Source organism: Paenibacillus sp. KS1 (assembly GCF_001680695.1).
Taxonomy (GTDB): Bacteria; Bacillota; Bacilli; order Paenibacillales; family Paenibacillaceae; genus Paenibacillus_B; species Paenibacillus_B suaedae.
The window spans coordinates 98535-119634 of sequence record NZ_MAIS01000002.1; the positions used below are offsets into that span (position 1 = coordinate 98535).

Genomic DNA, 21100 nt, shown 5'->3' on the forward strand with positions numbered 1-21100 from the left:
TGCGATACAGATGCTAGAGTCTTCTAGCTGCGGACTAGAAGACTCTCCTCTTCCTCGATGCTATACGGTTACAGTGTTATGACTGTTCTTCGCTTCCCGTCCAACTTCAATATCATCATCCTCATCACGATTGAAGGCCTCTCGGTCGAACTCGCCTTCACTTTTGCCAATAAGCAATGACGCAACCGTCGTACCTGTCGCATTTACTGCTGTACGTGCCATATCTACGATTGCATCTACACCGAGAACAAGTGCAAATCCTTCAATCGGCAGGCCTGCCTGAACGAGCACGACAGTCGTCGAGATGGACGCTGGACCCGGAACACCCGCTACGCCAACAGAAGCTAACGTTGCTGCACCAATGATGAGCAAGTAATCGGCAATATTCAAATCAATGCCGTATACGCGTGCAATGAACACGGCAACAATGGCCGGATAAATCCCGCCGCAACCATTCATATTAATTGTAGCACCAAGCGGAGCCACAAAGCTGGCAATTCGATCCGACACCTTCATTCGTTTCGTAATCACTTCCAGATTCACAGGCAGAGTTGCGTAGCTGCTGCGTGTCGTAAAGGCGACTGCAATGGTCGGATACGCCTTCTTGAAGAAGCGGATTGGATTCACACGCGCACCGAAGGTGACAAGCGACCCGAAAGTCACAATCATATGGATCAAGCACGCTACATAGACCGCAATAATGAACCAAGCAAGCTCCTTCAAAGTCGATAATCCATACTTGGCGGCCATCGAGGTCATAAGCCCGAATACGCCATACGGAGTAAGCTTAATAACCAGTTTCGTCACACGAAACATAATATGGGAGAAGGATTGGAAGAAGGCGCGAATCGGCTGTACTCGTTCGGGATTACGCAGCCCCTCTAATGTAATCGCCACTGCAATGAAGGCCGCAAATATAATGACCGGTACGACCTTGCCCTGTGACATCTCATTGATCGGGTTGGAAGGTACGAGATCAAGCAGCACCTGCTTGAAAGTTGGTATCTCACGTTGTTCGAACCCCTGCGCCGCTTCCGAGCTCTGAGCAATACCAGAACCAGGATCAATAACGAGAGCTGTTCCGAGACCGATAACAGCCGCGACAGCAGTCGTAATCAGGAACAACGCGATGGTCTTCGTTCCAAGCTTCTTCAATACATTCGGATCCTTCACAGAGGTAATACTCGAAATAATAGCAGCAAATACGAGCGGCATGACAACCATCTTAATTAAGCTGACATAGATAGAGCCTAGGATACTAACATCTGCCGCAGACTTTCCGAATACCGCGCCGAGAGTCAAGCCAAGCGCCATGGCCAGCAGTACGCGAAGGCCGAACCCAACCTTCTTCTTCGCAAGCCACCACAGCAAGATAACGAGCAGCAATGCAGCCCCCCAGCTCGCATAGACATTCCAGTCTTGCAGGGTGATCCAGTTCTGTTCCTTCATCATCATAACCCCTTCATCTATTTATTATAACAATTCCAAGTTGTTTAATTGGTATTATAGAAATAGGGACGGAACTCGTCAATACTTTTTATATGAATGGATGTACTGGATATGAATGTATTTGCTGGATATATATGAACTAGCTTGCCTCCAATACGGATCTGTACAACTAGACCAAGCTGCTTACACTGCCACACTTACTGCTGGATTACCTGCTCTCCAGTCTCTTCAATGCCTCACGCCGGCTTAGCGGCATCAGCACATGCTGCTCTACATAATCCCTTACCCATTCTGGATTTGTCTTCGCATACTCACGCAACGCCCAGCCAATGGCCTTCTGCAAGAAAAATTCCTTCGATGCAATATGCGAATGAATCGCAAGATGCAGCAAGTCCGTATTCGTCTGAGCTTTGTATTTCAACTGAAACAGTATCCCTGTGCGGTTCAGCCACATCTGATCCGAATGAATCCAGCGATCGGCATATTCCGCCCAAGCCTCAGGGTATCGCTTCATCCCCCCTCCCACTGTGCAGGTTGCCAGTCCATCAACCGTATCCCACCAAGATCGGGTTACAATGAATTGCTCGATTCTATGTATATGTGCCAAATTGAAAAACTTCACTCCACCTTCTAATAGTCCCATTGCAGCATAAGCAAATTCCCGCTCCTCCAGATTCCATAAATGCTGAGCTGCATGCAATATCTCTTCTGCAGACTGCAGCTTGCCGTACAACTGCGTATGCTCTTTAATCAACAGCTTGCGCACAGGCTGAGGGACTCCAAGAAACGGGAACTGATCCCGCATATAAGCGGACATCGCTGCCGCCCTGTCTGGATCGGCACTTGCGCGAAAGGCTTCAATAAGTGGTTCGATTGGGTACACGCTCATGAATATCTCTCCCTTATATCGACGAGTTGCAATCGTTTGAAAGTCGGTAGCTGCCGCCCTAGTCTTATGCCAACCATACTCCCAACGAATTAACAGACCACATATATATTCTCCCCGCATCCCCCATCAACCTTCCAAACTCACCTGCACCTATAGCACAGGAGCTGTAGCATGAGCATGTCAGTTGGCATACAACTTACGCATGGCAGCAAGCATACTACTCCTGTGCTACGTTTTCTTCGTTGCTTTGCTAATAGATTATTTCGCCATAACAGCTGAACCCGCCTCAAAGACAATGCGCTGCTTCCCATCGAGAATAAGCGCTGACATTGCCTTCACTGTATCTGTACCATAGGAAATATCCTTACCGGAGAAGTTAACGACGACTTTCAAATCCTCCCCATACTGAGCCGACTGCACAAGGCGATCCGAAGACAGCACCTCAAATGCGGTCATTTCCCGCTGCACAGCCTTCGCATGGAATGGAGACCACACCTTCAAATATGACGTGATCAGCGCCTTATGATTGTCCCATTCTTGCTTATCAAGATGATACAGCGGCGGAACATTGTACAGCAACTCGTACAGCATGCGTGCTGCCACCTCATCCTTTATTTTGAGGCTTCCCCATTCCCAGTGATGGGTTGTAATGACCGAATCGTTGTATACCAGCTTGAATAAAGGCAGGGAGTAAGCAGGATCAATATAAATGTGCTGGTACAGCTCCTTGAGCGGAACCTGCTTCGCATATTTGCCCGGGATACCGCCATCCGGTGACCAATAGGCTCCTACATAGTAGGGGCTGTTCTTATCTTCGCGCATATCCTTATCGATCCACTTGATGACCGGGGTTTCCAAGCCATGCGCGAAAGCGATTACGCTGCTGGCAAAGTCGTTCCCACCCTCGGAGCCAATGACCATATGCTTCTCCTTCGCAATATAATTCATGCGCTCAAGGCGTGCCTTCCGATCTTGCTCCTGCGTCGTGATATGTCCAGGTGTGTAGTCATCATAAATTTCCCCTGTTGCATCACAATCAATAAACCACGTAGTGTACAGAATGTGATCCTGCAGAATCTGCTCCATGCGCTGCTTCACACTAGGAAGTGATAAGGTCGGATTCAACTTGCGTCCGCGATTCAGGAATCCCCCGATCTTGACCCCATTCTTATTGGTAATCGTAGCTTCTTCATACAGCGAGGCATCTGGGAAGTACGCTGTATTCCAGTCCTTGTTCTCTTCCTTCTGGATCGAATGATACGAATCATAAGGCCCTATTAAGTAACCAAGCTTCGAAGCATTCTCGACGAAGGCTGGATTCATTAATCCATCTGCCCAGTTCGGCAATCCAATCCACGCCTTAGCAATACCGTCCTGCTTCATCTCAGAGACGATTGCATTAGACTTATCTTGTCCCCATGCTGACGGATCGTCCAATGCCTCTCCGAATGCATGTTTCAATAAGCGCTTGTTCAGTTCGTACAGCTTCTGTTCACTTAGCTTGCTGACACCAGTAGAGACAAGCTGCTGTGATTCGGCATCCAGCTTCGGGAATTGATCCGCTTGATACAACTTCTCCAGCTTCATCACCTGATTCAAGGCTCTGACCATTACCCGCTTCTGGTACGCATACACTCCATCCTTCCTGCCTTCTGCCAGCGCATTACGCAGCTCTTGACCGCCATCCTCCGTAAATTGATCCGCCAGCTTCGCAATCCATGACCATATCGGATCATTAAGCTTCTTCTTCATGACAGGCCAATGGATATTCGTCTCAGCCAACACTTGGCTATTCCACATATAAATATGCGGAGCGCCATATAGCTTCTCAATGTCCGGATTGTCCTTCACCTTCTCCGCAAGTGTCTTGAAGCCTTGCTGCTCTTTCACATATTCCCGGTACAGCTTCGCTACAGCGACTGGATCATTGTCCGTTACATATAAGCGGAATCCATATTCTTTGTTTGGATTAATCGATGGGAACTCATGCGTAAACGACATATCAATGCTTGGTTCTGTATGGAACGAAACTTCATTGTTAAAGGGATTCTCGACCACATAGAGCAGGCTGAATTGGCTCTTATTGAGCGCCATGAAATTCATCGAGAAGGACTCGCCCCATGTCATCGTCTCTTCATGGAGGAACTTCTTCCAATTCGGATCTTGGGCAGGGATTCGCTTGCCTTCCCATAGCGGCAGCATGTAGCTGTCTGCTTGTACCGTCGGCCATGCGAATTGTTCCGCTCCGATCGATTGAATACGAATGTCCAGATACCCCTCCTTTTTCTGTAGAACTACCTTGACCTTATCGTCCGGATACGTCCATTCTGTACGATCCGTGCTCTTCTTCATATCACGCACTTTCCGTGGCTTGATCGGGATAGAAGCGTGTTCCTTAACGCCGCCATGCTCGATCACGATATCAAATGTTGCCGGGTCAACCTGGTACGTGAATTCACGATAAGCAGCCTGTATGGCTTGAACCGGGTTGGAGGATACCGCTACTGCACCATCCTCCGCCTTGGCTACCTCTTGTTGGCTGCAGCCTGTGCACATATTTACAGCCATAGCGACTGCAATCGTTGTTAGTAATCCTCTTCTCATCTGTGTGCATGCCTCCTTCATCACCGCTACTCCCCCGTACCGTCAATAGAACACAGAAGTATGCCCTTCGGGCACGAAGGTAGCGAATTGAATGCATGCCACATCATATCGTCCCTCTGTTACACCAGTGTGACAAAGTTCGAAATGCAGGTATTGTGAGATCACCTGCCCCAAATTGACTGCCTTTTAAGCCTAACCTCTGATGAAAACGGCTAACCTGTGGCAACAGCAAAGCGGCCTCTAGATGGATAGAGGCCGCCGCATTTATTGTTACTTTTTCAGATTATCCCAGGCCTTCTGGAAGTCAGCGAACATTTTGTCCTTATCCGACTTGCCGGCAATATAGGCTTGAATTGCATTGCCGAATTCCTGTGTTGCGCCGTCCGGATACTTGAACCAGTTCCAACTCAGCACTTTGTTGTCCTGGCTGTACTTCACCACTTCTGCGGCAATGTCGCCAAGGTCATCCGCTGTCGCCTGAATCGTCGACATCGCTGGAATGAACTTGAACTGCTTCGCAATGTATTCCTTGCCGATATCAGAAGATACCATCCAGTTCAAGAAGGTCTTCGCCTCTTCTTTCACCTTCGAGTTCTTGTTCACTACCCAGTTGTTCGGTACGCCGACGAGGAGCTTATCATTCTTCGCTGCATCATCATCGATTGGCATTGGGAGTACACCCAAGTTCAATTTTGGATCAATGCTGTCGATTTGCACTTGTGTCCAGTTGCCTTGCTGCATCATCGCCGTCTCACCCTTAGCAAACAGCGTTACTTGTGTATTGTAGTCCGTAGTGAGCGGATTTTTATTTCCGTATTTAACCGTCAGATCGAGCAGCTTCACCCATTTCTCGAATTCCGGGTTGCCTTGGAACTTCGCACTGCCATCACTAAGCGCCTTAATAAATGCATTTGGGTCAGCTTGTTGTGCAAACGGCACGTTCAAGTTGTGAATACCGAGAATCCACCATTCCTGATAACCATTCGAGAAAGGCGTAATGCCCGCTGCCTGAAGCTTCTTCGCTGCGTCTTCAAGCTGAGTCAGTGTCTTCGGCATCTCTGTAATGCCTGCCTTCTGGAATAGATCCTTATTGTAGATGAAGCCGTATCCCTCTAAGTTCATCGGCATGCCGTACAGCTTGCCGTCCTTCGTCATAGGCTCCTTAGCAAGAGGAATGACATCCTTAACCCATGGCTCCGCAGACAAGTCTTCTAGATGATCTGCCCACGTAATCATCTCTTGATAACCGCCATTGTTGAATATATCAGGAGCATCGTTGCTTGCGAACTTCGCCTTCAATGCTGCGCCGTAATCCGCACCGCCGCCCACTGTCTGAATATCGAGTTTAATATTCGGATGAGTCTTCTCGAACTCGCCCTTTAGGCGGTTGAGAGCCTCAGCAATTTCGACTTTGAACTGAAATATTTTAACTGTCTTTACTTCTTGATTGCCTTTTCCTTGATCGCCGCCAGAGCTCGTTGTTCCTCCATCGCCCTTCGATCCGCAGCCCGCCAGCATGACGGACACTGCCAACATCATTAACAAAGACCATTTCGCAACTCGCTTCATTGCAAGACCTCCCTTTGTCTGTTTCCCTTTTCATTCATTCGGTTGCTATACCAATCTTCTCACTGTACCATTTCCACATGTTCCACAACTCATCCGTCGGAACCATCAACAACCCAGCAGCATAATTGGCTAAGGTGAACTGCCAGTGGTTCTTATCGCTTGCTGCATCTTGATTATAGCTCCTGTTTTGCAAACGATTACAGAGATAGAATTGACCGATCAGGTGGAATTCATTGATCGATTCGTGTACTAATTACCCTTTGACCGAACCGGCAGTAATCCCTTCGATAATATACTTCTGCATCGCCAAGAAGAATATCACGATCGGCGTTATACCAAGCACGAGCGCTGGCAGTGCGAGATCCCACTGCTTCGTGAACTGTCCGAAGAATGCATATGTTGCGAGCGGAATCGTCCGCAGACTGGCACTCTGCAGCATAAGCGAAGGCAGCAAGTAGTCATTCCAGATCCATAAGCTGTTCAGAATCGCAACCGTAACGAACATCGGCTTCAGCAGCGGAAATACAACCTTCCAGAACACACCATAGGGTGAACAACCATCCACGACAGCAGCTTCTTCTATCTCAAGCGGAACGGATTTGATGAAGCCGTGGAACAGGAATACCGACAGCGGCGCGCCGAATCCAAGATAACATACAACCAGCCCTAGCATACTATCGGTTAACTTCAACGTTCCCGTTACCTTCACGAGGGGAATCATGATCGATTGGAACGGGATGACCATTGCCGCAACGAACAGCATGAACAACGTTCGGTTGAAGCGCGTATTGTGGCGCACCATCCGATATGCCGCCATAGCGCTCGTTAAGCCTACGAGCAGAACGCTTACTACCGTAATAAGCAATGAATTGGTGAAAGCTTGCGGGAACTTCGTCATTTCCCATGCCTTCTGATAGTTCGCCCATTCGAACGATTCCGGCCAGCTTGCCGCGTTGGACAGAAGATCCCCGAAGGACTTCACCGAGTTCACGAGCAAGAAGTAGAACGGGACAAGGAAGACAAGCCCCACAATAACCATCAAGACTTCTAAAATAAAGGTTCGCATATTGTATGATTTAATGGCTTCCATTACATATCAACCTCCTTGCTCTTGGTGATGCGCACTTGGATGAGCGTAATGGCAGAGACAATCAAGAAGAATACGAGCGCCTTCGCTGTGCCGAGGCCGTATCGATTGTTCTGGAATGCTTCTAAGTAAATGTTAAGCGCAACCGATTCTGTTGATTTGAACGGGCCGCCCTTCGTCAGGGACAAGTTCAGATCGAACATCTTGAACGACCAAGAGATCGCCAAGAACAAGCATACCGTTACAGCCGGCATAATCAGCGGGATGATAATGTTGCGCAGCACCTGTCCCCGGGTTGCCCCGTCAATTTCTGCAGCTTCCAGCACGTCTTTGGGCACATTCATCATTGCTGCAATATAGATAACCATCAAGTAACCGGCAGTCTGCCAGACAAATACGATAATGATTCCCCAGAAGGCCGTTGTCTCGTCACCGAGCCACGGCAGGTTGAAAAACTCAATCCCGGTCATCTCTCCTACCGCTGCAAATCCCTTAATGAAAATGAACTGCCAGATGAAGCCAAGCAGCAGCCCCCCGATGACATTCGGCATAAAAAATACCGTCCGCAGCACGTTGCGCAGCTTCAGTTGTCGGGTCAAAATATAAGCCAGCGCGAAGCCGAATAAGTTCGTTAGTATAATGCCGACGACCGTAAAGCGTGTCGTAAACCAGAAGGCTGGGAAGAAATCCGAGTCCTTCGCAAATATTTGAATGAAATTATCGAGCCCTACCCACTTCACAGTACCCGCGACTCCATTCCAATCGGTGAAGGAATAGTACATGCCGAGCACAAAAGGAATTGCGACGATAAGGGTAAAAAAGAATGCCGCAGGTCCGATGAAAAAGACTTGCTGCAGGGCTTGAGATGATCGTTTACGCGACATCCGACTCTCTCCTTTTCAACAGAAATAATAGAGGTTATTCGTTCTTGTTGCTTTCAGTATGCACGCTAATGTAAACGGTTACCACAGATGGTCTTGAACGAAAAGGTGGAATATATTGACCCCCTCCCAATGTAAGCGTTACACTGTGAATCTGAGGGGGCGAATGTATGCGTTGGAACAGTATCCGTACCAAACTTATTTTATTTATGCTCATTGCCACTATCGTCCCGACTGTAGCGACGATGATCATTTCATACAGCTATACGACGGATTCACTAGAGAAGCGCGCCATTGAGCAGAGCCATCAGCTAATGTTCCAAGGGAAGACGAACTTAGCGAATTTCGTGGACAATTTGAACCGTGCCTCCTTAACGATCTATACCGACTATGAATTTTATCGCCAGCTGGACAGAGGCTATGACGATTACACGTTCGATTCCTACACCTATGTCACGCTGCAAAATATGGCATCATCCATGAACGGAATATGGCAGGTGTACTTCTATCGCACCGAAACGAAGCGCGCCTCGCTGGTCATTCAGAGCGTGCCTCGGCGCATCTACGATGCGAAGCTCTATGAGGATACAGCCCGATATGCGAAGAACGGCATTCAGATGCAGCCTACGCATTTAAGCCATACGTACGGGTTCTCGTCGTCACCGTTCTTCTTCCCGAGTGTACAGGTATTCACCTTGCACCGGCCGATTTACCGCATCCCTGCCAACGATCGAATTGGGATGCTGTCGGTCGATGTGAAGCTTGAATCACTCGCTCAAATTGTGGATCAACTGTACACGCAGGAGCAGGAAAGCATCTATCTGCTAGATGATTCCGGACACGTCTTCTACGCAGATGACAGACAAATCATTGGACAGCAGCTCGAAGCAAGTTGGTACAACCGCGAACAAATCAACAAGAAAGAAAGTGGCCACTTCGAGCAGGATGGGGCCATCTTCATTCATGAGCGCGTTGCGACGCCGCTGGCGAATTGGACGCTCGTGAAGAAGATACCGAAATCGTACTTGCTGCAGGAGGCGAATCAGGCCGCAGTCATTAACATGATGCTCATCGCCCTGTCGCTGATTGTCATCATTATTGCTACGATCGTCGTATCGTTCCGCATTACGAAGCCGATACGTCAGCTCGTCCGCTACATCAACCAAGTGCAAGCAGGGAACTTGCGCGTAGATATCCAGCCTGTCAGCAACGATGAGATCGGCGTCGTCCTGAAGCGATTCCGCAATATGATGGATATGATCAACAACCTTATTTTGCGGGAATATCAGCTTGAGCTTGCGAACAAATCAAACCAGCTCAAAGCGCTGCAGGCCCAGATTAACCCGCATTTCATGAACAATGCGCTGCAATCGATTGGAACACTGGCGCTGCAGCATAATGCGCCGCATATTTATAAGCTTGTCACCGCGCTGGGCAAGATGATGCGCTACAGCATGTATACGGACAAGAGCACAGCAACCGTGCAAGAAGAGCTCGAACATGTGAAGGCCTATTTGCAGCTGCAATTACAGCGATTCGAAGACACTTTCCAAGCCGTATTCGATATTGACGAACGAACGCTGGACACACAAGTGCCGAAGATGACGCTGCAGCCTCTCGTCGAGAACTATTTCAAGCACGGAATAGACCGTTCCGTACCGAGTGGGCAGCTTGCTATTCGCACTAGATATATCGAGCGGGCAGAACAAACACAAGGAATAGTTGCCCCCTATCTGGAACTTATCGTTGAAGATAACGGTCGAGGCATGACCTTGATGCACCGGATCAAACTGAACGAGAGGCTGAAGGAGGTACATCCGGAGCAGCTAGGCACACGAACAAGCCATACTTTATCACGGGACGAATTCGTCTCGGATTCTTCATCTGGCTCGCCGTCCAGTATCGGGCTTGTCAATGTGCTCGCCCGGCTGCAGCTGTTCACCGACGGCAAATCTACGATGAGAGTCGAGGAGCAGGAACCCCAAGGCACTCGTATTGTTATAGAGCTGGAATTGGAGCGTGAGAACTAACATGATGAAGGCATTAATCGTAGACGATGAGAAGCACGTACGGGATGCAATCCGATTGCTTGTAGACTGGGATACACACGGAATTGATACGGTTATGGAGGCTGCCGACGGTGAGCAGGCTGTTGAACTGATTCAGGAGCACAAGCCTCAACTGGTCATGACCGACATGATGATGCCGACCATGAGCGGAACAGCGCTTATGGAGTGGATGAGCCGCCATGCTCCTTCAAGCAAGATCATTGCCATCAGCGGGCATGATGATTTCACACTCGTTCGCCATGCTATGCAGCATGGCGGCATGGATTATATATTGAAACCAATCGACCCCGATGCAGTCAATAACGCCATCGGCAAGGCGATCGCCGCATGGATGCAAGAGGAGGACGTTCGTCAATCAAGCCAGCAGCAGCGCATGCAAGCCAACGAATTCAAGCCAATGCTGGCTGAGAAGCTGTGGTCTGGTTTATTGGACGATCCTTGTGTCTATGAAGGAAATGTGCGCAGATTACAGCGCGAGTTCTATCTCCCTAGAACCATCACGTGCGCTCGGCTTGCTGTAGCTCGAATTCACGCAGGACACGTCAATTGGCGTGGGAGATTCGGCGATAATAGACAGCTGCTATTCTACTCGCTTGTCAATATTGCCGATGAACTGCTGAACGGCAAGACCTACGCATCGGATGGGCAGCGTAATCACGTATCGACTTGCGGCACCGCTTTCCGCTATGGCGCCCCGGAAGGCGAGCTTATTATCGTCATGTGGGACTCTCCCATTCGGCTGGAGGCAGTGCTGGAACAACTGAATGCCGGGCTGGAACAGACCTTCAAGCACCGACTGCACTTCGGTGTATCGAGTTCATTCTCCCTGCCCGCAGGAATCTCCGCCGGATATGCCGAAGCCAAACATGCGTTAATGCATCGCAATTTGCTCATGCATAGAACGCATATCCATAAGTTTAAGGTTACAACGGAATCAATAGCGGATGAGACCGCGCGAATCGCTTCTCCCCCTCTGCATACGGGAGTCTCCAAGCAGATCCGACTTGCCTCCTTCGAGGAGGAATGGAGACTCGCTCTGTTAAGCGGGCATGAAGAACAGCTCCGCCAAGCCGTACACGTCTTCATCGAAGCACAGAAGCAGCTGTCGCAGTTGACCCCGGATATGCTTAATGGCTGGATGAAGGAGTGGGAAGCCTTTCGTGTGCGGTTGGAGCAAGCCGCCGCTCCAGATGCCGCTTCAGTTGAGGAGATGCACGCTGGTACACCAGATCAGCTGTCTATTCACTTCCATTGTCCCGAATGCATGGATGATTTCTCATGGAAAGACTGGGAGCAGGCCTGGCTGTCTTCCCTTACTCAGCTGTCCGGCCTGCTGGTGCAGCAAAAGAAGGAAGAACAGCACATCATTTATGATATCGCCAAGTACGTGGAGCAGCACTATCATGAGGAGGTATCGCTGCAGGATATCGCGCAGCGCTTCTATGTAAGCCGCGAATACATCTCTCGCAAATTCAAGCAGCAGCTCGGCATTAACCTGTCTGACTATATAACAAATATTCGCATGGACAAGGCACTCCGGTTGCTGCTCAACCCCCACCTGCGCATCGCTCAGGTGGCCGAGATGGTTGGGTATCAGGATGAGAAATATTTCAGTAAAGTATTCAAGAAGACACAAGGCATGTCACCAAACACATATCGCAAGCAGCAAATGAATCCGTAACCTTACTATCCTGTAGAACAGGGGCGTCCCATGAATAGAAGCGAAAGCTACCCTCATAGAACGCCCCATCTTTTATTTTAAAAACACAGCTATTTTCTAGGGGCATAGCCATGCTATGCATCTAATCAGCTAGTACACAACTTACATGCTGAGCAATTCAGCCGCTGATTTGCTTCTCCGACCGGTGGCTCACATGCCGTCCTTCCCGAAGCAGCACGTGCCTTCCAAGCGTCCCCGCAAGAAGCAGCATGCATACGCCCAGAAGCATCGCAAGTCCCCACGTCTGAAACCACATCGGCAGCCCCTTAATCCCGTCAAACAGCAAGCCTCCAACTATCGGACCAACGAAAGCGGCCAGTCCCGTAATCGCTGAATACATGGCAATGAACATCGGCCGTTCGGTCTTCGGCGTATCGCCAATAATGAAGTTGAATGCCATTTGGTTGAAGCCGCCTACCCCAATCCCAACTAAGCTATGTGCGATGAGCAGCGCCTCGAACGTCGGAATCCATGCCGTAAGCGACCAAGCCAAACAAGACATAGCAATGATCGGCAGTGTGCACAACAGCAAAAACTTATTGCTGTACTTCGCGTTCAAATTGCCCCATACATAGAGGCTGCACATGCCTACTACCGTCTGTACGACTGTTATGATCGATACTTGATCATAACCAACCCCAAGCAACTCCAGCATCATATAGGAGAAGAAGGGCAATATCATATTTTGGAACAGCAGCCATACTGACAAGAACAGCACTGGCATCATAAAAGCACGATCACGCAGCGGCTTCTTCACCATCGATATCAGGTTCGTTTCTGTCGATCGCGTCATCGGCAAGTTCGGGTAGAAGAAGAACATGCCGATATTGCACAGCGCAAATACCAAACTAATCATAAATATAATTTCGAAGCCTTTTCCTCCGGGATAGGCGCTAAGAATCTGCCCGCCAATAAACAGCGCTAAGCTCCCTACCGCGTTGACAATCGTATTGCGAATACCGAAGTATCTCCCTCGAACCGAAGCAGGAACCATATCCCCCATAAAGTTGGTCCATATGATACCCGCTCCCGCATTGGCAACGAACGCCACCGTATACATGATCATGTACACCGTGATCCATAAGCCCTTGTCGAACAGAAACGGAATCAATCCCGTTGCCGCCCACGTAAGTCGATGCACAGCAACTAACCCAATCAGCGTCCACTTCGGCGAATGCACCCGCTGCAGCAAGTAAGCAATCGCAATTTGCAGGACATTCACAAATGTCGTGATGGACAGTATAAATCCGATCTGACTTGAGGATGCGCCTAAATACAATAAATATCCGGTTAGGAACGGGCCGCCGAGCAAAGTAAGGGTAACGACTGCGTTAGCTCCCTCCAGTGTGCCTATCCACAAATATTTCCGACTATCGGAAAATTTGCGCTTGTGACGAGACCTGGTTGTAGTAATGACGATGCACACTCCTTGTACTTGTCAGGTACCGCTCGAAAGCGGTTACTTTGTGAAATCACCGTCATTCTACCTTCTAGCACCATCATCGTCAATCGAGACTGCCGCATTGCATCACCGAAATTTCAACATCGCAGCGGCATGAGCCGCCTCAAAGAGAAGCATTCGCTAATTAGTTAGAAATTACGGCATTAATCTCGTGTTTCCTTATGTAAAGCCCGTCTCTTTTTCCACCATGCGATAATCAGAAGCAGCAGCGGGTACAACAACAGCACAGTTGCCGCGAATAATGGCTCTGTCGTCATGAAAAGATCGACCATATCCTGCAAATTATCTGCAGTCCAAAAGCTCATCGCAATGATCAACACACCGAGTGGAAATATGATAGACCGATAATCTTTTAACTTCAGCCATTGGGCGGTACCAAGCACGAGCATGTAATACCATGTAGCAATTTGCACGAAGCCGCCCAACACCCACAACACGACCACGATTGCTTCTACATGCTCAAAAAAGTCGGCAAGACTGATATAACGAGATGCCACAAACACCGGAAATGTAAACATCGACGTTAACGGACCGAATAAGAACAAGCATAATAAATTCGTAACGACCATCGTGATTAGCATAAGTATTACAGGGGCTACACTCCATTTCCAACGGCTGCGCTTGCCTATCGCAAAGGGGAGGAAAAAGCCAATCAGCACAAATTCCAGAAACCAGGTTGCCGGCGTTATCGACCCATGCAAAACCGGTTTCCACCCATTGTTCAATATGGGGAACATCTCTGTACCGTTCAATACGGGAAGAAGGAACAACGGGATGCACAGCAGCAAGACCATGAACAAAGGTGCAATAATCAATGCGAATTTGCCAATGACCTCAACTCCCCCTCGAATTGCTACCGCGCATACGAAAATGAGTACCGTACTAATGACCATCTCCGGTGTACGCAGCAGCAGCGATCCCACGATGAACTCCCCATACTCTCGAAGTATGGTTCCCGCCCCATGCAGCAGATAGAACATCAGGATCCCATTTGCCAACCCCCCTGCCCAACGGCCAATGAGAATCGGCCCATATTCTACCATAGTCTTATCGGGAAAGTATCGATTTAGCCGCATACCGACATAGAGCGAAATAAATCCCGCTAAAGAACTGATGATTGAAGTTAACCACGCATCGCGTCCGGCTATCTGAGAGGCTACCGTCGGAATCACGAGCACTGCAGTAGCGCATACCATTAAGTACATCAGCATGCATAGCTGCGGCCATGTTATTTTCCCTTGTTCCATCCCCCTGCAACCTCCTTTTTCCTTAGAATCAAGACGGATGTTTCAACCACAACAGCAGCGGCTTATAGATGAAATCTATCCATTGGCGTGGGGTTGTCCGTTGCGGGAATTCACTGACCAACAGCACGACAAGCCACGCCAGACTCCAAATAATAACAAATACCCGCTTTTCTCGAATAGACGTCCTGCTTCGAATTCTCCATTCAAATATGAAATTTGCGAGAAGCAGAAGCCCCATACCCGACAAAAAATAGACTCCCATTATTGAACCCCTGCTTTCTGCTCGATCGTACTTGTGATACTACCCGGACGTTCAATAACGGCATGTACGCGTACTTCTGTCCTCATATCGGCATAAATCTTTTCCCAATTGGATCGGATTTGCTTCTTCCACTGAGCAGGATATTTCCGATGTATACGAGATGCGAATCCGAGCACATCCGTATTCAGTCTCTGCTGCGTCCACTTGATGGATTGTTTGATGAGGTGTTCAATGTTCGCCTCCGTTTTTGATTCCACTTGTTTCGTCTGATCCGCATCCGATACGTCCAACTTCGTGTTATTCTGGATCATGTCCAAAAAGGCGACTAGCTTTACGCGCATCGTCAGTTGCTTACCGTCCCAGTAGGGGTCAAATGTAATGGAATTACGATGAACGCGCAGGGACAAACAGTCCTTGCTATCTCCTTCCTTACAAAAGGAAACAGTTAACCGTTTCTGCTCACCACGCAGCCACATCACGCCAATCATGTCTTGGCCGCCAATCTCTCCAATATAGCGATCCTTCTTAAAAACGGCCAACTTTTCAATAGAGGGAGCCTGAATGCCAAGCTCGCTCTCCTTCCATTCAGCGTATGGCGCAAAAGCCATTGTCGAGTCCCCAGCCATCATTTTCATATAATCAAGCAGCGTCACATTCCATACGGATCGCGATTTCCCCAAATCTTTGAACAATTCAGCGACATCGTGATGAAGCTGCGGTAATGACTTCAGGACTTCGCTTGCCTTGCCGTCCGCAATAAACAGCAGTGCATTCTCCCGTGGATTCTGATATCGAAGGAAAAAGTCGAAATGTTTAAGTAATCCCTCTTCAGCTAATTTTTTGCTGATGACATACACTTCGGTCTGACCCCAGAAAATATATCGCGGCATCTTATTTTGAAGCTTAAATACCGCCTCACCCAGTGTCTTTGCTTTAGCAGAGAATACAGTGGTCGTGCCTCCGCCGCCATTTTTTTTACTGTCGCCAGGCGTCGTTCCGCCACCTCCTCCTTCTTTCGGAATGTACACCAGCAAGGTCATCTTTACATCGCCATCTCCGTCCTTGTCCAATCCAGCGGCAAGAATGATCGAAAGCTGCTCAATTTCTGTCCGATCCCAGCAACCAGCCAAGATTATCCATAACCAACACAGAACGACCAGTCTGACTATGTTCCGAGAGTCCTTGCGCAAGCCCATACTTTCACCTCTTTTCTCCGTATTGCCGCTGTATAGCAAGCTTTTTTGATTTATTTTCATAAACCTTCCTTACGACTTTGACCTATCTACTCCCTCGTTTATCCCTGCCGACGACATACGCTCGATCTGCGTATCCTCACTCCACACGGGAACGCGAAGCAGAATATCCTTCAGCTCGTTTTTACGCATAGGAGCAATGCCCGATAAATAGGGAACACCAAATGACTTGAGTTTCAACAGATGCGTCGCAAGCAAAATAACTGCCATTATCAACCCAAACAAGCCGAGAAATCCCGAAAATAGCATAATCGGAAAACGCAACATCCGAACCGCTATGCCCATGTTGTAATGAGGCACAAGGAACGAGGATACACCCGTAATGGATACGACCATTACCATCGGTGCAGATACAAGTCCAGCCGATATTGCCGCTTGACCGATGACGAGCGCACCCACGATGCTGACCGCAGATCCAACCTGCTGAGGCAAACGTGCGCCTGCTTCGCGAATTGCTTCGAACATGATTTCCATTAACAACGCCTCAACAAGTGCTGGAAATGGAATCTGGCTACGCGCCCTCGCCATCGTTAATATTAACTCGGTGGGTATCATCTCTTGGTGATACGTAATAATAGCGACATAAAGGGACGGTCCGAGCATTGAAATAAGAAAGCAAACATAACGCAACCAACGGATGAGAGTGCCGAAGTAATGACGATGGTAGTAGTCCTCTGGCGACTGCATGAAAGAAGCCCACAGCCCTGGAGCGATGAGAACGACAGGCGAACCATCCACAATGATAACAATCCGTCCCTCCAACAAGTGGGAGGCAGCTACATCCGGACGCTCGGTCGTTACGATTTGAGGAAACAGATAAGCAGGCTTATCCTCCAGACATGCTTCCACATACCCGCTGTCCAGCACGCTTTGCAAGGAGATGCGTTGCAAGCGTCTACGCACCTCTTCCACTAAGTCGGGATCAGCAATCCCCTCGATGTAGGCATACCGGATTTCGGTGTGGGTCAACGCGCCGCGCTTTAATGACTCCATTTTTAATTGTTGTGTTCTGATACGGCGACGCAGCAAAGCAACATTTGTCTGCAATGTCTCTACGAACCCATCACGCGGGCCACGAATGACGGATTCGGCAGTCGGTTCTGATACACCGCGCTTGTCAAACTTTATAGCATCTATGGTGAAGCCGGCTGCAGCCCGATGCGGAATGAGAATCGCCAAGCCTGATAGGATCGCTTCTATCGCAGTCTCCATAGAATAAATCGGCATCGCCTTCACAGCCGTAACGGTTCGCAGAATATCCTCTACCAGGACATTAGCGGAGTCTGTCTGATCCGGATAACGCTGCTTCAACGGTTCAATAATATGTTCATCCAGCATCGCCGTATCCGTTAGACCATCCAGATAGCATAAGGTAGCCTTCTTGCCTCCCTGCAATTCGAAGTTGTAAAAAATCATGTCTTCACACTGCTGAAAGCAATCTTTTAAGAAGGCAACATTGTGTTCTCCATAAGAGGACCATTCCACATTTTGCGGCATACCTGCTTGAGCAGTTCCGTTATGCTGCTCTTCTGTTGTAGGCATAAAACCCTACCTCCTTCGAAGTTCCCTGCACTGAATACCGACTCTGTACCGAGTCTCCGTCTTCTCCCAATATAGGTTTGCATGTACAGCTGAAAATTATGAGTTGACATCGGGATTTGATCATGATATATTTATCTCGAATTAAAGATATTACTTTTCAAGATATTGAAATTCCTTAACATAAAGGTGGTGAATGACAGATGACCAGACCTCGTACGGATGCATTCGATCCCGAGATTCAGCAATCACTGAAGCTGTTCGTTGTCTTATCCCGTGCTTCCAAGGCTTTAATGGATTATGCCCAGCAGGATATGAAGCATTATGAGCTCAATCCGTCCGAATTTGCGGTCATGGAATTGCTCTATCATAAGGGTGCAACCCCTATCCAGCAGATTGGCGGCAAGATTTTGCTGGCAAGCGGCACAATGACCTATGTGATCGATAAGCTCGTGAAGAAGGGGTTCCTGCAGCGAAGACCTTGCGAGAAAGATCGTCGCGTCATATACGCTGAACTGACACCTGAAGGAGAAGCAGTCATTGGCGACATATTCCCACGGCATGCGAAGGCCCTTCATGAGGCAGTGAATGGAATGCCTACGGAAGACAAGGATCAACTGATCAGCTTGCTAAAACAACTGGGACAGAGCGTCCCTTCACCGAAGTAGCCCTTTTCAACAGAGAAGGGTATTCCTTCGAACTAATATCTCGAATTAAAGATTCTTGGTACAAGTGTTTTGCAATCAAATCAAACATTACTTTAGGAGGAATATAAAATGTTGGCAGATTACGGATTATTGATTATTCGTCTCGTTATTGGATTGACGATGATGGGACACGGAGCACAGAAGCTGTTCGGGTGGTTTGGCGGTTACGGAATTAAAGGTACAGGCGGCTGGTTCGAGTCTATCGGAATGCGTCCTGGACCACTCATGGCACTGATGGCTGGATTAACTGAGCTTGCTGGCGGCTTGCTGTTCGGACTCGGCTTCCTCACATGGCTTGGCGCGGCATTTATTGTCGGTACGATGCTTGTTGCGATTGTGAAGGTTCATGGGGCGAACGGCTACTGGGTAACTTCGAACGGGATTGAATACAACGTGATGCTGATTGCAGCTGCTATCGGCGTTGCACTGATTGGCGCAGGCTCATTGTCTCTGGATGCATTGTTGTAACTTCAGCATTATCCATTTATTAATTGTTCACTAACGCAATTATTAATTACTCTCTTTGTACCAAGGCATACAACTACTGAAGCCAAATCGTACAGATTATTAACCATAGTGGGAGGACTTTACAATGAACACGTCAATGAAACGTTCCATCCAACGCGCAGGAGACCGCTATCACAATAACCACGGTTGGTTGAAGACGTACTTCAGCTTCTCCTTCGCTGATTACTACGATCCAGAAAATATGCACTTCAGCGCACTGCGCGTCTTGAATGACGACCATATTGCGGCAGGCACTGGGTTCGATCTGCATCCGCATAAAAACATGGAGATAGTAACCGTCGTCTTGAAAGGTGAGCTGGAGCATACGGACAGCACGGGCAACCGCGAAATTATTGTACCTGGTCAAATTCAACGCATGAGCGCCGGAACAGGAATTTACCATGGTGAAGCAAATGCGTCCAGCTCTGAGCCGCTTGAATTGTTGCAATTGTGGTTCATGCCGGAGCGTCTCGGAATCGATCCATCCTACGAGACACATACGTACAGCTTGGATTCGATCCAGAACCGTCTGCTTCCGGTCGTATCCAATCACGCAGAGGAACTTGGAACTGCCCATATTCATCAAGATATGACGATGTACTTGGGCCAATTCTCAGAGGGAGAAGAAGTAACTATTGAACAACGACCGAACCGCTCCCTGTATGTATTCGTGATGGAAGGCGAAGTTGGCTTCGAGGACGGTGAAGTATTGCATCGTCGTGATGCAGCTCGTATCGAGAATGCCGATACGATGAAGTTCCACTTCAAACCAGGCACTCATGTAATGGTCATCGATTTGCCTTAATCATTTTCTCTATTTTGCCCCCTTCCCAATTCATAATAAAGAGAATAAGAGATGCGCCATCGCGCATCTCTTATTTTTGATCTATATCCGCATAACCGGAGCTGTCTACGCAACTTGCATCTGTGTTTGTGCCTGTATCCTACTCTCTTTTACTCTCCCTTGCGTTGTTATCGCAGCACGTCTATGATTCCATCAACAATTGCATTGGCTGCTTGTTCTTGAAAAGCTTGCGACTTCATTCGCTGCTCATCGTCATGATTGGAGATATATCCAAGCTCAAGCAGAATCGACGGTCTTGAATTATCCCGCAGCACCATGTAATCTCCTACATGAACACCACGATCTCTCATATTGAGGCTCTGCTTCAGATGCTCATGCATCGTGTTGGCCAGCTGCCAATTGCTATCATCGTAATAGTAGGTTGTCATTCCTTCGGCTTCTCCCGTATCGAAAGCATCATAATGGACGCTTACATAGAGATCCGCTGACTTCTCTTCAGCGACATCAATTCGCTGTTGCAAAGATACTGTCTCATCCTGCTCTCGTGTAACCACGACCTGTGCGCCTGTCCGTCGCTGTAGTTCGCGCTTGATCGCCTGAACGGTCTGCAGCGTCACATCCTTCTCCAGCGTCCCCTGCTGGCCAACCGAGCCTGGATCGTGTCCCCCATGGCCAGGGTCAAGAACAATCGTCTTCCCTTCTAATTGCTGTCCTCCGCCCTCAGGTGAGCGCAGTAGGACATGTTCCTCTTTCGAACCGTGTACATCCTGCATATAAATATAAGTCGAGAGCCCCAATAATAGGAGCGCCGATAAACATACCATGGACAATCTTTTCATTCGTAGACTACCTCTTCCCTTCTCTATCGATCTCGTTGATGAAACTAGTTTACTAGCCTCATATCAAGATGAGATAAAGATCGGGTAAAGAAAAAAGCCACTTTCTTGGAGAAAGTGGCTACAGCAGCGCTTTCATTGTTATTGCTGCCTCTTATACTAGCAAAATTGACACAACAATTACCAAGAACTACAATTCACCTATAGTTATATT

At 48.5% G+C, this 21100-nt stretch carries 17 protein-coding genes; 5 read left to right on the plus strand and 12 right to left on the minus strand.

The genetic code is table 11. The annotated features are described in order from the left end of the window. Positions 1 to 60: 60 nt before the first annotated feature. The 6 genes from BBG47_RS01255 to BBG47_RS01280 all read right to left on the minus strand — a co-directional run bounded on the left by BBG47_RS01255 (position 61) and on the right by BBG47_RS01280 (position 8482). Complete coding sequence (locus BBG47_RS01255) at positions 61 to 1449, minus strand: dicarboxylate/amino acid:cation symporter (protein WP_065290197.1); 1389 nt, start codon at positions 1447 to 1449, stop codon at positions 61 to 63. Positions 1450 to 1657: 208 nt separating this feature from the next. Beyond that, positions 1658 to 2338, minus strand: a complete 681-nt coding sequence (locus BBG47_RS01260; RefSeq protein ID WP_175400458.1) for a DNA alkylation repair protein — start codon at positions 2336 to 2338, stop codon at positions 1658 to 1660. A 258-nt stretch (positions 2339 to 2596) separates the two neighbouring features. Then, a complete protein-coding gene (locus tag BBG47_RS01265; protein ID WP_065290198.1) occupies positions 2597 to 4942 on the minus strand; it encodes a glycoside hydrolase in 2346 nt (781 codons plus the stop codon). 270 nt (positions 4943 to 5212) lie between these two features. Then, positions 5213 to 6511 carry an ABC transporter substrate-binding protein gene (locus BBG47_RS01270; protein WP_065290199.1) on the minus strand — a complete coding sequence of 433 codons (1299 nt, stop codon included), beginning with the start codon at positions 6509 to 6511 and terminating at the stop codon, positions 5213 to 5215. A 253-nt stretch (positions 6512 to 6764) separates the two neighbouring features. After that, on the minus strand, positions 6765 to 7601 hold the full coding sequence (locus BBG47_RS01275) for a carbohydrate ABC transporter permease (RefSeq protein ID WP_021261285.1): 837 nt from the start codon (positions 7599 to 7601) through the stop codon (positions 6765 to 6767). Next, complete coding sequence (locus BBG47_RS01280) at positions 7601 to 8482, minus strand: carbohydrate ABC transporter permease (protein WP_021256243.1); 882 nt, start codon at positions 8480 to 8482, stop codon at positions 7601 to 7603. Before BBG47_RS01280 ends, BBG47_RS01275 begins: the two co-directional genes overlap by 1 nt. 167 nt (positions 8483 to 8649) lie before the next feature. Here BBG47_RS01280 and BBG47_RS01285 point away from each other — a divergent pair, with 167 nt between their 5' ends. Together BBG47_RS01285 and BBG47_RS01290 are read left to right on the plus strand one after the other, a co-directional pair. Continuing rightward, on the plus strand, positions 8650 to 10509 hold the full coding sequence (locus BBG47_RS01285; RefSeq protein WP_065290200.1) for a cache domain-containing sensor histidine kinase: 1860 nt from the start codon (positions 8650 to 8652) through the stop codon (positions 10507 to 10509). A 1-nt stretch (position 10510) separates the two neighbouring features. Next, a complete protein-coding gene (locus BBG47_RS01290) occupies positions 10511 to 12229 on the plus strand; it encodes a response regulator (protein WP_254659723.1) in 1719 nt (572 codons plus the stop codon). 157 nt (positions 12230 to 12386) lie between these two features. Here BBG47_RS01290 and BBG47_RS01295 read toward each other — a convergent pair whose 3' ends face one another. From BBG47_RS01295 to BBG47_RS01315, 5 genes are all read right to left on the minus strand, one after another. Beyond that, positions 12387 to 13628, minus strand: a complete 1242-nt coding sequence (locus tag BBG47_RS01295) for an MFS transporter (RefSeq protein WP_251485742.1) — start codon at positions 13626 to 13628, stop codon at positions 12387 to 12389. Positions 13629 to 13873: 245 nt separating this feature from the next. Beyond that, positions 13874 to 14977, minus strand: coding sequence for a GerAB/ArcD/ProY family transporter (locus tag BBG47_RS01300; RefSeq protein WP_065290202.1), 1104 nt, complete (start codon positions 14975 to 14977; stop codon positions 13874 to 13876). A gap of 28 nt (positions 14978 to 15005) precedes the next feature. Beyond that, positions 15006 to 15239, minus strand: coding sequence for a hypothetical protein (locus tag BBG47_RS01305; protein WP_065290203.1), 234 nt, complete (start codon positions 15237 to 15239; stop codon positions 15006 to 15008). Then, on the minus strand, positions 15239 to 16495 hold the full coding sequence (locus BBG47_RS01310) for a Ger(x)C family spore germination protein (protein ID WP_254659724.1): 1257 nt from the start codon (positions 16493 to 16495) through the stop codon (positions 15239 to 15241). The genes BBG47_RS01305 and BBG47_RS01310 overlap by 1 nt, the downstream gene beginning before the upstream one ends. 9 nt (positions 16496 to 16504) lie before the next feature. Continuing rightward, positions 16505 to 18034 (minus strand): spore germination protein, encoded by a 1530-nt coding sequence (locus tag BBG47_RS01315; RefSeq protein WP_065290205.1) that lies wholly within the window; start codon positions 18032 to 18034, stop codon positions 16505 to 16507. A 200-nt stretch (positions 18035 to 18234) separates the two neighbouring features. Between BBG47_RS01315 and BBG47_RS01320 the strand changes: the two genes are divergently transcribed. The 3 genes from BBG47_RS01320 (at position 18235) to BBG47_RS01330 (ending at position 20050) form a co-directional block, all read left to right on the plus strand. Next, complete coding sequence (locus tag BBG47_RS01320; RefSeq protein WP_065290206.1) at positions 18235 to 18699, plus strand: MarR family winged helix-turn-helix transcriptional regulator; 465 nt, start codon at positions 18235 to 18237, stop codon at positions 18697 to 18699. 108 nt (positions 18700 to 18807) lie between these two features. Further along, positions 18808 to 19206, plus strand: a complete 399-nt coding sequence (locus tag BBG47_RS01325) for a DoxX family protein (RefSeq protein ID WP_090511878.1) — start codon at positions 18808 to 18810, stop codon at positions 19204 to 19206. Positions 19207 to 19330: 124 nt separating this feature from the next. Then, on the plus strand, positions 19331 to 20050 hold the full coding sequence (locus tag BBG47_RS01330; protein ID WP_083189023.1) for a pirin family protein: 720 nt from the start codon (positions 19331 to 19333) through the stop codon (positions 20048 to 20050). Positions 20051 to 20217: 167 nt separating this feature from the next. On the opposite strand, the gene BBG47_RS01335 is transcribed toward BBG47_RS01330, so the two are convergent. Beyond that, positions 20218 to 20889, minus strand: a complete 672-nt coding sequence (locus tag BBG47_RS01335; RefSeq protein ID WP_065290207.1) for an N-acetylmuramoyl-L-alanine amidase family protein — start codon at positions 20887 to 20889, stop codon at positions 20218 to 20220. Between the last annotated feature and the right edge of the window lie 211 nt (positions 20890 to 21100).